Raw genomic sequence first — 13344 nt, 5'->3', positions numbered from 1 at the left:
CACCGCACCCTCCAGCGGTCCTCCGCGACACCGTGCCCAGCGCCACCGCACCCCTTGGCGGTCCTCCGCGAGGGCGTACGCCGGCACCGGCTCACGCGCCACCGGTCCACCGCCGAACCGTGCGCCCCACCGCACCCTCCAGCGGTCCTCCGCGACACCGTGAACAGCGCCACCGCACCCCTTGGCGGTCCACCGCCGAACTGTGCGCCCCACCGCACCCTTCAGCGGTCCTCCGCCGAACCGTGCGCCTCACCGCACCCTTCAGCGGTCCTCCGCGAGGGCGTACGCCGGCACCGGCTCACGCGCCGCCGGTCCTCCGCCGAACCGTGCGCCCCACCGCACCCCTTAGCGGTCCTCCGCGAGGGCGTACGCCGGCACCGGCTCACGCGCCGCCGGTCCACCGCCGAACCGTGCGCCCCACCGCACCCCTTAGCGGTCCTCCGCGAGGGCGTACGCCGGCACCGGCTCACGCGCCGCCGGTCCACCGCCGAACCGTGCGCCCCACCGCACCCTTCAGCGGTCCTCCGCGAGGGCGTACGCCGGCGGCTCGGTCAGGCCTCGACCTGCACCATCCCGTCGGGGCCGACCAGCGGGTTGTCCTTCGTCGGCACCCGCTCGGCCTCCGGCGGCGGGCCGGGCGGGGTGCCGTCGCCGAACGGGCGGCCGCCCAGCTTCTCGCGGCCGTGCGGGGTCGCCCAGCCGGCGAGGTCGGGCCCCTTGGGCACGATCTGCGTGGGGTTCACGTCGGTGTGCACGACGTAGTAGTGCTCCTTGATCTGGGTGAAGTCGGTGGTGTCGCCGAAACCAGGGGTCTGGAACAGGTCGCGCGCGTAGGCCCACAGCACCGGCATCTCGGTGAGCTTGCTGCGGTTGCACTTGAAGTGGCCGTGGTAGACGGGGTCGAACCGGGCCAGCGTGGTGAACAGGCGCACGTCGGCCTCGGTGATGGTGTCGCCCATCAGGTAGCGCTGCCCGGCAAGTCGCTCCTCCAGCCAGTCGAGCGCGGTGAAGAGCCGGTCGTACGCCTTGTCGTAGGCCTCCTGCTCGCCGGCGAAGCCGCAGCGATAGACGCCGTTGTTGACCTCGGTGTAGATCCGGTGCATCACCGGCTCCATCTCCTCGCGCAGGTCCTGCGGCCACAGGTCGGGCGCGCCCTCGCGGAAGAACTCGGTCCACTCGGTCTCGAAGTCGAGGGTGATCTGGGCGAAGTCGTTGGTCACGACCTCCCCGTCGGCACGTCGACGATCGCGGGGACGGTGATGCCGCGGGGGTAGTCGGGGAACCGCTCGAGGTAGGCGTCCTTCAGCCGCGGGATCTGCAGCACCGGGTCGACCTCGCCGGGGTCGAGGTCGAAGGTCCAGCTGTCGGAGTCGTGCGTCGGGCCGGCGAGCCCGAGCGAGATGGCGTCCTCGAGACCGAGGAGTCGCCGGACGATGATCGTGCGGTTGGCCCACGGGCACGCCCGCGCGGCGATCAACCGGTAGCGCCCCGCCTCGACCGGCCACTCGCCGTCGGCGGCGATGCGGTCGGTGATGTAGTTGGTGTCGCGCTCGAAACTCTTCTCGACATACGTTCCCTGAGCCATGCCCTCACCGTATGTCGGGGTCCTGTCCGCCCCGCCGCCGAGGGCCGCCGAGCCGCTGGGCGCTCAGCTCCCGAGACGCTCCAGCAGCACGGCCTCGGCGAGGCAGACCCGCTCGAACTCGCCCAGGTGCAGCGACTCGTTGGCGCCGTGCGCGCGGGTGTCGGGGTCCTCGACGCCGGTGACCAGGATCGCCGCGTCGGGGAAGGTCTCGGCGAACGCGGCGACGAACGGGATCGAGCCACCCACCCCGATGTCGACCGGGTCGGTGCCCCACGCGTCGGCGAACGCCGCGCGCGCCGCGTCGTAGACCGGGCCCTGCGCGTCGGCGGAGAAGCCGCGACCCTCGTCGTCGAGCCGTACGTCCACGCGGGCTCCCCACGGGGCGTGCTCGCGCAGGTGGGCGGCGAGCCGGTCGTACGCCGCGCGCGGGTCGTCGTCGGGGTGCAGCCGCACGCTGACCTTGGCCCGCGCCTCGGCGACCAGGGTGTTGGAGGAGGTGTCGACGGTCGGCGCGTCGATGCCGATGGTGGTGATCGCGGGCCGGGTCCACAGGCGCGACAGGATCGAGCCCGACCCGATCAGGCGTACGCCCTCCAGGAGTCCGCTCTCGGCGCGCAGCCGCTCCTCGGGGTAGTCCAGCTCGGTCGCCTCCGAGGTCGCGAAGCCCTCGACCGCGATGTCGCCGTCGTCGGTGTGCATCGTCGCGAGCAGCCGCACGAGGGCGGTGATCGCGTCGGGCACCGGGCCGCCGTACATGCCGGAGTGCACCGAGTGGTCCAGCGTGCGCACCGTGACGACCAGCCGGAACATCCCGCGCAGGGTCGTGGTGAGGGCCGGGGTGCCGACGTCCCAGTTGGTCGAGTCGGCCAGCACGATCGCGTCGGCGCGCAGCCGCTCGCCGTGCTTGTCGAGCAGCGCCGGCAGCGAGTCGGAGCCGACCTCCTCCTCGCCCTCGACGAACACGGTCACGCCGACCGGCAGGTCGTCGCCGTGCGCGCGCAGCGCCACCAGGTGCGCCATGACCCCGGCCTTGTCGTCGGCGGCGCCGCGGCCGTAGAGCCGACCGTCGCGCTCGGTGGGCTCGAACGGCGGTGTGTCCCAGTCCTTCTCGTCACCGGGCGGCTGTACGTCGTGGTGGGCGTAGAGCAGCACCGTCGGCGCTCCCTCGGGCGCGGCCCGGTGCCCGATGACCGCCGGCCGGCCGCCCTCGCTGACGATCTCGACCTCGAGCCCCTCGGCGCGCAGCAGGTCGGCGACCGCCTCGGCCGAGGCCTGCACGTGCTGCTGGTCGAAGCTGTCGAGCGAGACGCTCGGGATGCGGGTGAGCGACTCCAGGTCGGCGCGGGCCGCCGGCATCAGCCCGGCGACGGTGGTGCGCAGCTGGTCCAGGCGGGCGGCGTCGGGCTCGGAGGTCACGACGTACAGTGTGCTGCGTGCTCGGCCGCAAGAAGAACCAGACCCCCGCGACGGATCCCGCCCCCACCGAGGAGGCGGTGACCGAGCCCGGTCAACCCGGCAAGGGCCGCCCCACGCCCAAGCGGCGCGAGCAGGAGGCCGCCCGGCGCAAGCCGCTCGTCCCCGCCGACCGCGAGGCCGCCAAGAAGCAGAGCAAGGAGCAGGCCCGCGCCAGCCGCCTCGCCCAGCGCGAGGCGATGAACCGTGGCGACGAGAGCGCCCTGCCGCCGCGCGACCGCGGCCCGATCAAGAAGTTCATCCGCAACAGCGTCGACTCGCGGCTCAGCGTCGGCGAGATCCTGCTGCCGCTGATGCTCATCGTGCTGGTGCTGATGTTCGTGCGGCTCGGCGCCGCCGTGCAGCTGGCCGCGATGATCCTGGTCTGGGGCATCGTGATCGCCGGCATCCTCGACGCCGTCCTGATGTGGCGCCGCACGAAGAAGGCGATCGTCGAGAAGTTCGGCCAGGAGCCCCCGAAGGGCTCGGCGTCGTACGCCATCATGCGCTCGTTCCAGATGCGCATCTCCCGCGTGCCGCGACCGCAGGTCGCCCGCGGCGACAAGGACTGGAAGAACGCCCGATGAGCGCCTGGACCTGGAGCTACCAGGACTCGGCCGGCTCCGAGGTCGCCGGCCGGCCCGAGCTGGTCACCACCTCGTTCCCGACGCAGAGCGACGCCGAGTCGTGGCTGGGCGAGCAGTGGCGCGAGCTCGCCGACGCCGGCGTCTCCTCGGTCACGCTGCACGAGGACGGCGCGGTGGTCTACGGGCCGATGAGCCTGTCCGACGGCGCCTGAGCGGCCGCCCGAACAGCTCGGGGCTCCGCCGCGCGGCGCCGGGTGGCGACCAGCGCGGCACCGCCCGCCAGCGAGAGGGCCAGCAGCCCCAGCCCCGCCGGCAGCAGGAACCCGAACCGCAGCCCGACGTTCGCCTCCAGCTGCACGCCCGGTGACCCGTCGGCGTTCATCGCCACGGCCATCCACTCGCCCAGCGACTTGTCCCACTGCAGCTCGGCGGTGCCGGGGCCGGTCACCTGCGAGGTCGCGACCCAGAACGGCTGCTCGCCGGGCGGCGGCGCCACTGACTCCCCGGGCCGGCGCGTCCACGACACCCGCAGCGGGTCGGTCGTGAAGGTCGACATCTCGTCGTGGGCCGTCCCGCGCAGGTATCGCTCGACGTCGGCACGGCGCGCGATCCCGACGAAGACCGGCCGCCCGGGCTCGATGCCGCGCACCTGGATGCGCACGCGCGCCAGGTCGCCCGGGTCGTTCTGCGGGTCGGTGGGACGGCGTCCCTCGACGTCGATCTCGCGGGTCACCATCGCGGCGGAGCCGGTGCGCAGCGGGGCGTATCCGGTGGTGAAGAAGTCGCGGCCCTGCAACGCGGCGGCGGTGGTGACGCCGGCTCCGGCCAGGAGCGTCACGACGGTCACCACCCACAGCACGCCGCGCGCGACCGGGCCGACCCGCCGTGGTTGTCCTGGTCGTCCTGGTTGACCTGGCTGTCCTGCGACCTGCTCGTTCATCTGCCTCACCGATCCTCGTCGGGTCGTGCGATGCGGCGACAGGCCGCGGGAACGTTCCGGACCGGTCGGGCCGCCCCTCTCCCCGAGATGAGGGCGGTCCGACCGGTCCGAGCTTGTTGGCGCCGCTACTTCACCTCGCTGCGGCGCAGGCGGATCATCCCCAGCACCAGCGGGAGCACGACCCACACGGCGATCGAGACGAACAGCTTGGGCCAGTCGTCGCCCTGCATCTGCGCCTCGTACAGCGGCTGCAGCGTGCGGCTCGTGTCGAGCCACTCGCCGGCGGTGCTGAGCCAGGAGACGGCTGCGCCGAGGATGCTCCACAGCATGGGAAGCACCAGGTAGGCCACGATCGCGGCCGGCGTGTTCTGCAGGAGCATGCCGAACGCCACGCCCATCGCGACCGCGACGATCTGGCCGACGACGATGCCGAGCACGGTCTGCCACCCGATCGACCACGAGGGGTCGGTGCCGCGGATCAGCTGACCGGCGAAGGTCGTACCCGCCGCGAGGACCGCGCCGAGGGCCACGGTGGCCAGACCGAGCACGATCGCCGCGACCAGCTTGGCGAAGCCGACCCGGCCGCGCCGCGGCTCGAGCGAGAACGTCACCAGGCCCGTGCGCTGCGACCACTCCGCGGTCACCACGAGGATGCCGACGATCGGCAGGAAGATGTTCTGCGGCAGGAACGTCGTGGTCAGGAAGGTCCCGAAGTTCTTGTCGTCGGTCGGCGAGCCCACGAACAGCACGGCGACGAGCGCGATCAGCGTGACGAGGCCGATCAGCCCCAGCAGCCAGCGGCCGGCGCGGGTGTCGGTGGCCTTGCGCAGCTCGACCTTGACCAGCCGGGCGAACGGCACCCCGGTGGCGGGGACGTCGTCGAGCCGGCTCGGGAGCGCGACGGCGGGCCGCGGTTCGGGACGGGTGGTGCGGGTGTCAGCGGCGGTGCTCATGCCGCCACCCCTCTCGTGCGTCGGAAGCGGTCAGCTGCAGGAACATCTCCTCGAGGCTGCCGGCGTCGGCGGCACGCAGCTCGGTGAGCACCACGGCGTGCGTGGCGGCGATCTTGCCGACGGTCTCGGCGTCGGTGTCGACGAGCAGCCCGCCCGCGGTCTGCTCGACCGAGAGCCCGGCCCCGCGCAGGTGGCCGGCGAAGGCGGCGTCGTCCGTGGTGCGTACGACCGTGCCGGCCGCGCGCATCAGCTCGGCCTTGCTGCCCGCGGCCACGATCCGGCCGCGGCCGATGACCACGAGCTCGTCGGCGACGACCTCGATCTCGTGCAGCAGGTGCGAGGACAGCAGCACCGTGCCGCCGTCGTCGGCATAACCGCGCAGCAGCGAACGCATCCAGCGGATGCCGGCCGGGTCGAGGCCGTTGGCCGGCTCGTCGAGGATCAGCACCTGCGGGTCGCCGAGCAGCGCGTGGGCGATGCCGAGGCGCTGGCGCATGCCGAGGCTGTATCCCCCGACCCGGCGGTCGGCCTCCTTCGCGGTGAGGCCGACCAGCGCCAGCATCTCCTCGACGCGGCTGCGGTCCAGACCCATCAGCGTGGCGCCGAGGCTGAGCACCTCGCGGCCGGTGCGGCCGGAGTGCTGGGCGCCGGCGTCGAGCAGCACGCCGACGTGCCGCCCGGGGTTGGGCAGTGCGGCGTACGGCCGGCCCAGCACCGTCGCGGTGCCGGAGGTCGGCGGCGTCAGCCCGGTCATCATCCGCATGCAGGTCGACTTCCCGGCGCCGTTCGGCCCGAGGAACCCGGTGACCTGCCCGGGCCGCACGACGAAGCTGACGTCGTCGACGGCGGCGTGCCCGCCGTAGCGCTTGGTGAGGTTCTCGACTTCGATCATGACCACCACGGTGCCCGCGCGCGCCGGGGCCGCACATCCGTCGGACGGTGCGACCTGCGTACGACTTTGGTATGTCCTCGCGCGACCTCCGTCGCCCGCCGTACGTCCGTGGCCGGCGAGCCGGCGCCCGGCACCTACCCTCGGTGCGTGCCCGCGACCGCTCCTGCCCTCCGCCACCGGGCGGGGCTTCCCCGGCCCGGTGGCGCCGACCGCCACGCGGATGGCGGTGGCGGCCGCGCTGGCGCTGGCGATCTGGGTCGCGTGGGTGGTCGAGCCGCAGCCGCAGCGCCTCGCCACTCCCGCGTGGCTGGTGCTCGACCTGGTCGTCGGGCTCGGCGCGGTGCTGCTGCTGCCGTGGCGCCGGGTCCGGCCGCTGCCGGTGGCGCTGACGATCTGCGCGCTGTGCGTCATGTCGATCGCCGCGATGGGCCCGGCCACGGTGGCGGCGCTGTCGGTCTTCGCCCGCCGCCGGTGGCGCGACACCGCCGTGGTGGCGGTGGCCTACGCCGCGGGCACCACGGCCTTCTCCGCGATCCACGACGTGCCGGACCTGCTGGTCGACGCCGCGATCAACGTCGCCGGCACCGTGGTCCTCGTCGCGCTGGGCTGGGCGGTCGGGGTGCGCCGCGCCGCCGCTGCCGGCGCCGACGTGGGTGACGGGCGCCTCGCGCGCTGGCTGACGTCGTTCACCGCGCGGGAGGCGTGGGGCCTCGCCTGGCGGATGCTGGTCAGCGCGGCGTTCGGGCTGCTCGTCTTCTTCACGATGGCCGGCGAGGGTGACAGCCGCGGCTTCACCGCCGGTCACCTGTGGCTCGCGCTCGACCCGATCGTCGGCGCAACAGGGTTGCTGCTGCTGGCTTTTCGGCGTCGCTGGCCGCTGCCGATCACGATCGCGACCGCCCTGCTGACGGCCGTGTCGGCCACCGCGGTCGGCCCCTCCTCGCTCGTCGCGATCTCGCTGGCCACCCGGCGGCGGTGGCGGGAGATCGCGGTCGCCGCTGTCGTGCTGTTCGCGAGCGGCGCGACGTTCAACTGGGTGCACCGCTCGCCCGACAACACGCTGGTCAGCGACCTGGTCGTCAACGCCATCACCATCGCCTTCCTCGTCGCGCTCGGCCTGTTCATCGGCGCCCGGCGCGAGCTGATCGCGAACCTGCGCGAGCGCGCCGAGACCGCCGAGCGCGAGCAGGAGCTGCGCGTCGCCCAGGCGCGCACCAACGAGCGCGCCCGGATCGCGCGCGAGATGCACGACGTGCTGGCCCACCGCATCTCGCTGGTGGCGATGCACGCCGGCGCGCTGGCCTACCGCGAGGACCTGCCGCCCGAGCAGGTGCGCACCACCGCCGGGCTGCTGCAGACCGCCTCCCACCAGGCGCTCACCGAGCTGCGCGAGGTGCTCGGCGTGCTGCGCGACACCGACTCCCCCGCCCCCGGCGCACCCGAGCCGCCGCAACCCACGCTGCGCGACCTCGACGACCTCGTCGCCGACGCCCGCGCGGGCGGTCAGCAGATCGAGGTGAGCACGACCGGCACCGACCTGACCGGTCTCCCAGAACTGGTGTCGCGCAATGCTTTTCGCATCGTCCAGGAAGGACTCACCAACGCCCGCAAGCACGCGCCGGGCGCGGTCGTACGTCTGGGGCTGGCCGGTCGTCCCGGCACCGAGCTGACGATCACCCTGCGCAACGAGCGCGGCGGCGACGGACCCGCGGCACCCGGCTCGGGGCTCGGGCTCGTCGGGCTGCGCGAGCGCGCCACGCTCAGCGGCGGCACGCTCTCGGCCGGGCCGGACCGCTCGGGCGCGTTCGTCGTACGGGCCGTGCTTCCCTGGCCACCACCCGCGAAGGAGAACGCCTGATGCCCGACGCCACCCCGATCCGCCTCGTGCTCGTCGACGACGACCCGCTGGTGCGCGCCGGGCTGCAGCTGATCCTCGGCGGCGCACCCGACATCGAGGTCGTCGACGAGGCGACCGACGGGCAGGCCGCGGTCGAGGTCGTCGGCCGGTTGCGGCCGGACATCGTGCTGATGGACGTGCGCATGCCGCGGCTCGACGGGGTCGCCGCCACCGAGCAGATCCTGGGCCGGCACGGCGAGTCGGTGCGGGTGGTGGTGCTGACGACGTTCGACACCGACGACCTGGTCGTGCGCGCGCTGCGGGCGGGGGCCAGCGGCTTCCTGCTCAAGGACACTCCCCCGGCGCGGCTCGTCGAGGCGGTGCGCAGCGTCGCCGACGGGCACCCGATCCTGTCGCCGCAGATCACCGCGACGCTGATCGCGCAGGTGAGCGGCAGTCCGGTCGACGACCGTGGCGCCCGCGCGCAACGGCTGCTGGCGACGCTGAGCGAGCGGGAGCTGGAGGTCGCGCGCGCGGTCGGCGAGGGCCTGTCGAACGCGGAGATCTCGCGCACGCTCTATCTGTCCGTGCCGACCGTGAAGACGCACGTGTCGCGGCTGCTGGACAAGCTCGGCTGCAGCAACCGGGTGCAGGTCGCGCTGCTCGTGCACGACGCCGAGCAGGGGCGCTGAGGCGAGGCGGGCGTACACCGGTCGGGGGCGTCGCGCCACTGCCCAAGACGGCAGGATCCCCTAGGGTGACCGGCAAGCGGCCGGTAACGGTATCGGCCACTCACCCATCGAAGGAGCAGTCATGGCTGCTGTCGACGACATCGTGAACCAGCTGCCCATCAGTCAGCTGGCGCAGCAGGTCGGTGCCGACGAGGAGAGCGTGCGCGCCGCGGCGCAGCAGGCGGTCCCCGCGCTCGTCCAGGGCATGCAGGCCAACGCGCAGGACCCCGGCGGCGAGAGCTCGCTGCGGGACGCGCTCGGTCAGCACCAGGGCGCCACGCCCGACCCTGCCTCGGTCGACACCGCCGACGGCGAGGCGATCGTCAGCAACATCTTCGGCGGCAACCGCGACGCCGTCGTGAACCAGCTCGGCAGCCAGACCGGCGGCTCGGGCGGCGGCGACCTGCTGGGCAAGCTGCTGCCGATCCTCGCGCCGATCGTGATGGGTTACATCGCCGACAAGGTGCTCAAGGGCGGCGGCCGGGGCGGCGGTGGCCTCGGCGACATCCTCGGTGGCGGCCAGGACGAGCAGGGTGGTCAGGGCGGCCAGCAGGCGCCGGCGCCGCAGCAGCCTCCGGCGCCGCAGGGCGGCGGTCAGGGTGCGCCGGGCGGGCCGCAGGGTGGTGGCCAGGGTGCGCCGCCGAGCGTCCCGCCCGCCGGTCAGCCGGTGCCCGAGCCGGTCGGCGCCGACGGTCAGCCCCGGCGCCCGCGCCGCAGGGCCAGTCCGTGCCGCAGCAGCCGGCCGACCAGGGCGGCCAGGCCCCGCAGGGGCAGGCACCGCAGCAGGGCCAGGGCGGCTCGCTCGGCGACATCCTGGGCGACCTCCTCGGCGGCGGCGCCGGTGGCCAGCAGTCGCAGCAGTCCGGCGGCGGCCTCGGCTCGATCCTCGGCGACCTGCTCGGCGGCGGGAAGAAGGGCTGACCCCGAACGCCTGACCCGGCCCAGGACGTACGTCGTGGGCCCGCGGGCACCCCACCCCCGACTCTCGCGGGTGGGGTGCCCGCATTTCGTACGTCAACGCACGATCTGAGCCGCCCCTCCCCGGAATCCCGCGGCCGCGTTCTTCATTTCGTACGTCAACGCACGATCTGCGCGGCCGTGCCCGGCGTCGTCGGGCGAGACCACCCGGCGGGACGGGCCGGGGCAGCGAGACGACCCTGAGCTTTGACATCCCTCCCCCGCGGTGCGAATCTTCGACCACCGACAGCCTGACGGCAGGGAAAGCCGGTGCGAGACCGGCGCTGACCCGCAACCGTGAGCGGCCTCCCCCGAGGTCGCGAGCCGGAGCACCTGCCGTCCGGCTCGGCTCCATTCATCCGTCGTGGAACGCGGACGAGCCGGCAGCGGCCGCCCAGGCCCTCTCCTGCCGAACTCGACCGACAGGAGGTTCTCAAGGTGTCGACCACCACCATCCCGGCCCGTCTGCGGGTCCTGCTCATGGCCGTGCTGGCCACCCTGCTCGGCGCCGGGCTGCTCACCGCCCTGGCCCCCTCGGCCGACGCGGCGACCTACCGCTACTGGGGCTACTACCAGCTCAAGGACGGCAAGTGGGCCTTCTCGCCGAAGGGCGCCAACCAGACCACGCCCGCCGACGGCAGCGTCGAGGGCTGGCGCTTCGCGGTCGCCGGCGAGACCGACAGCCGCATGCCGCGCGGCACCGTCACCTTCGACCAGGTCTGCGGCGGCACCGACGCCACCGACGGCACCAAGCGCGTCGCGGTCGTGCTCGACTACGGCCGTCCCGCCGACGCCGAGTCCGGCACCCCGCCGAAGCCGGTCGCCGAGTGCGCCCAGGTGCCGACCAACGCCACCGGTGAGGCCGTCCTCGCCGAGGTCGCGAGCGTGCGCAAGGAGAAGTCGCTGGTCTGCGGGATCGACTCCTGGCCGGCCTCCGGCTGCGGCGGCGAGGTCAAGACGGTCAGCAACGCCGCCAAGGCCGCCGACGACCAGGTGACCATCGCCGTCGCCGAGAACGACGAGGGCAGCTCTTCCACCCCGATCATCCTCGCCGTGGCCGCGGGCGTGCTGCTGCTCGCGCTGCTCGCCGGTCTGCTGCTGGCCCAGCGCCGCCGCAAGCGCGTCGAGTCCGCCTGAGCCGACCGGCTCAGCGCACCTGCCCGATGGCCCGGCCCGCCGACCTGCTCTCCCGCCCGCGCCTGCTGCACCCGGTGGCGTGGTGGGCGTGGGGATTGCTGCTCGCGGGTGCGGCCTCGCGCACGACCAACCCGTTCTACCTCCTGACGATCATGGGGGTGGTCGGGTTGGTCGTGCTGCAGCGCCGTGAGCTCGGTAGCTCCAGCGCGCTCGGGGTCTTCCTCGCCATCGCCGCCGCCGCGATCGCGATCCGGGTCGTCATGACGGTGCTGCTCGGCAGCGGCGTCGCCGGACGCACCGTGCTGTTCACCCTCCCTCAGGTGCCGCTCCCCGACTGGCTCGCGGGCGTACGCCTCGGCGGGCCGGTCCAGCTCGAGGCCCTCCTCGACGCGGTCTACCACGGTCTGCAGCTGGCCGCGATCCTCGTCTGCGTGGGCGCGTGCAACGTGCTCGCCGACCCGCGCCGGCTGCTGCGCTACGTCCCCGCCACGCTGTACGACGTCGGCACCGCCATCGTCGTCGCGCTCACCTACGTCCCCCAGCTGGCCGAGGAGGCTCGGCAGGTCCGCGCGGCCCGGCGGCTGCGCGGGCACGACGGCCGCGGACTGCGCGAGCTGTCGCGCCTGGTCGTGCCGGTCCTGGAGAGCTCGCTGGAGCGCTCCCTCGAGCTGGCCGCGTCGATGGAGTCACGCGGGTACGGCCGGGTCACCCTCGCGCCCGGCGCCCGGCGGCGCGCGACCGCCCTCACCGTCGCCGGCCTGGTCGGCGTGCTGGTCGGGCTCTACGGCCTGCTCGACGGCTCCGCGCCCACGTTCGTCGGGGCGCCGGTCCTGCTGCTGGGGTGCGCCCTGGCCCTCGCCGCCCTGCTGACCGGGGCTCGCCGCGACCGACGTACGCCCTATCGCCGCGACCCCTGGTCGCTCCCGGAGTGGCTCGTGGTCGCCTCGGCCGTGCCCGCCCTGGTCGTGCTCGTCACCCTGGGGGCGCGCGGCGACCCCAGCGTGGTCCCCGCGCAGGTCCCGGCTGCGCTGCCCGGGCTGTCGGCGCTCGCGGTGGCCGCGCTGCTGCTGCCGGCCCTCGCCGGGGTGCTCGCCCCGCGCACCCCGCGCCGGGCCGAGCTCGAGGACCGGGTGCGCAGCCGCCCCGACGCCGTGGCGGTGGCCCGGTGATCCGCTTCGACGACGTGCGCGTGACGTACGCCGGCGCCGCCCGCCGCGCCCTGCGCACCGGCCGGATCGAGGTGCCCGAGGGCGACCTGGTGCTCGTCGTCGGCGCGACCGGCAGCGGCAAGTCGACCCTGCTGCGCACCGTCAACGGCCTGGTCCCCCACTTCAGCGGCGGCCGGCTCGACGGGCGCGTCATGGTCGGCGGGCGCGACACCCGCGACCACCGCCCGCGCGACCTCGCCGACGTGGTCGGCTTCGTCGGCCAGGACCCGCTCGCCTCGTTCGTCACCGAGACCGTCGAGGACGAGATCGCCTACGGGATGGAGACCCTCTCGATCGGCCCGTCCGCCATGCGCCGCCGGGTCGAGGAGAGCCTCGACGTGCTCGGCGTCGCCGACCTGCGCCACCGGCCGCTGCGCGAGCTGAGCGGCGGCCAGCAGCAGCGCGTCGCCGTCGCCGCCGTGCTCGCCGCCGGCCCGCGCGTGCTCGTGCTCGACGAACCGACGTCGGCGCTCGACCCGGTCTCCGCCGAGGACGTCCTCGCCGCCGTGCACCGCCTCGTGCACGACCTCGGCGTCACCGTGCTCATGGCCGAGCACCGGCTCGAGCGGGTCGTGCACCACGCCGACCAGGTGCTGCTGGTCGAGCAGGGCGAGGTGTCGCCTCTCCTCCCGCCGGCCGAGGCCATGGCCCGCTCCAGCATCGCCCCGCCCGTGGTGCGGCTGGGCCGGCGCATGGGCTGGGCGCCGCTGCCGCTGTCGATCCGCGACGCCCGCCGGCGCGCCGAGCCGCTGCGCCGGGGCGGGACCGAGGTGAGCCGCCGGTCCGAGCCGGGTCCGGCGTACGTCGAGGGCGAGCCGGCGAGCGTGCGCGCCCTGAACGTACGCCGGCGCGGACGCCAGGTGGTCCCGCACCTGGACCTGTCGTTCCCGGCCGGACGCGTGACCGCCCTGATGGGGCGCAACGGCGCGGGCAAGTCGACGCTGCTCGGCGTGCTCACCGGCCTGGTGCCGCCGACCTCCGGGACCGTGCGGGTCGACGGCATCGACCCGGGCCGGGCCCGGGCCAAGGAGCTCGTCGGGCACGTCGGGCTCGTCCCGCAGGACG

At 74.3% G+C, this 13344-nt stretch carries 11 protein-coding genes, 2 pseudogenes and 1 riboswitch; of the genes and pseudogenes, 8 read left to right on the top strand and 5 right to left on the bottom strand.

All coding sequences use genetic code 11. The features are described 5' to 3' along the window. Window positions 1–551: 551 nt before the first annotated feature. Together QUE40_RS06620 and QUE40_RS06615 are read right to left on the bottom strand one after the other, a co-directional pair. A pseudogene (locus tag QUE40_RS06620) lies at window positions 552–1585 on the bottom strand (glutathione S-transferase family protein). 63 nt (window positions 1586–1648) lie between these two features. After that, window positions 1649–2941, bottom strand: coding sequence for a dipeptidase (locus tag QUE40_RS06615; protein ID WP_433997074.1), 1293 nt, complete (start codon window positions 2939–2941; stop codon window positions 1649–1651). A 77-nt stretch (window positions 2942–3018) separates the two neighbouring features. Between QUE40_RS06615 and QUE40_RS06610 the strand changes: the two genes are divergently transcribed. Continuing rightward, window positions 3019–3624: a DUF3043 domain-containing protein gene (locus QUE40_RS06610; RefSeq protein WP_236022274.1), complete on the top strand. Its 606-nt coding sequence runs from the start codon at window positions 3019–3021 to the stop codon at window positions 3622–3624. Next, window positions 3621–3836, top strand: coding sequence for a hypothetical protein (locus tag QUE40_RS06605; RefSeq protein ID WP_142004978.1), 216 nt, complete (start codon window positions 3621–3623; stop codon window positions 3834–3836). The genes QUE40_RS06610 and QUE40_RS06605 overlap by 4 nt, the downstream gene beginning before the upstream one ends. On the opposite strand, the gene QUE40_RS06600 is transcribed toward QUE40_RS06605, so the two are convergent. From QUE40_RS06600 to QUE40_RS06590, 3 genes are all read right to left on the bottom strand, one after another. Continuing rightward, entirely contained in the window at window positions 3803–4564 is a 762-nt protein-coding gene (locus QUE40_RS06600; RefSeq protein WP_289232666.1) for a hypothetical protein, read from the bottom strand. The two genes, QUE40_RS06605 and QUE40_RS06600, sit on opposite strands and share 34 nt — an antisense overlap. A gap of 125 nt (window positions 4565–4689) precedes the next feature. Further along, entirely contained in the window at window positions 4690–5517 is an 828-nt protein-coding gene (locus tag QUE40_RS06595; protein WP_289232665.1) for an ABC-2 transporter permease, read from the bottom strand. Further along, on the bottom strand, window positions 5501–6409 hold the full coding sequence (locus QUE40_RS06590; RefSeq protein WP_289232664.1) for an ABC transporter ATP-binding protein: 909 nt from the start codon (window positions 6407–6409) through the stop codon (window positions 5501–5503). Before QUE40_RS06590 ends, QUE40_RS06595 begins: the two co-directional genes overlap by 17 nt. A gap of 199 nt (window positions 6410–6608) precedes the next feature. Between QUE40_RS06590 and QUE40_RS06585 the strand changes: the two genes are divergently transcribed. From QUE40_RS06585 to QUE40_RS06560, 6 genes and pseudogenes are all read left to right on the top strand, one after another. Then, the gene (locus tag QUE40_RS06585) at window positions 6609–8267 is read left to right on the top strand and encodes a sensor histidine kinase (protein ID WP_289232663.1); all 1659 of its coding nucleotides are present in this window, start codon (window positions 6609–6611) and stop codon (window positions 8265–8267) included. Further along, complete coding sequence (locus tag QUE40_RS06580; RefSeq protein ID WP_289232662.1) at window positions 8267–8938, top strand: response regulator; 672 nt, start codon at window positions 8267–8269, stop codon at window positions 8936–8938. Before QUE40_RS06585 ends, QUE40_RS06580 begins: the two co-directional genes overlap by 1 nt. Window positions 8939–9059: 121 nt before the next feature. Continuing rightward, window positions 9060–10007 carry a DUF937 domain-containing protein gene (locus QUE40_RS06575; protein ID WP_289232661.1) on the top strand — a complete coding sequence of 316 codons (948 nt, stop codon included), beginning with the start codon at window positions 9060–9062 and terminating at the stop codon, window positions 10005–10007. A 165-nt stretch (window positions 10008–10172) separates the two neighbouring features. Next, window positions 10173–10289, top strand: a riboswitch (cobalamin riboswitch). A gap of 83 nt (window positions 10290–10372) precedes the next feature. Further along, window positions 10373–11071, top strand: coding sequence for an SCO2322 family protein (locus QUE40_RS06570; RefSeq protein WP_236022273.1), 699 nt, complete (start codon window positions 10373–10375; stop codon window positions 11069–11071). A gap of 26 nt (window positions 11072–11097) precedes the next feature. Next, complete coding sequence (locus tag QUE40_RS06565; protein ID WP_142004973.1) at window positions 11098–12240, top strand: energy-coupling factor transporter transmembrane component T; 1143 nt, start codon at window positions 11098–11100, stop codon at window positions 12238–12240. Continuing rightward, window positions 12237–13322, top strand: a pseudogene (locus tag QUE40_RS06560) (ATP-binding cassette domain-containing protein); the annotation flags it as partial. The gene QUE40_RS06565 and the pseudogene QUE40_RS06560, both read left to right, overlap by 4 nt. Window positions 13323–13344 lie beyond the last annotated feature (22 nt).

It is taken from the genome of Barrientosiimonas endolithica (genome assembly GCF_030296655.1).
Classification (GTDB): domain Bacteria; phylum Actinomycetota; class Actinomycetes; order Actinomycetales; family Dermatophilaceae; genus Barrientosiimonas; species Barrientosiimonas humi.
This window is presented reverse-complemented; position numbering and strand designations above follow the sequence as displayed.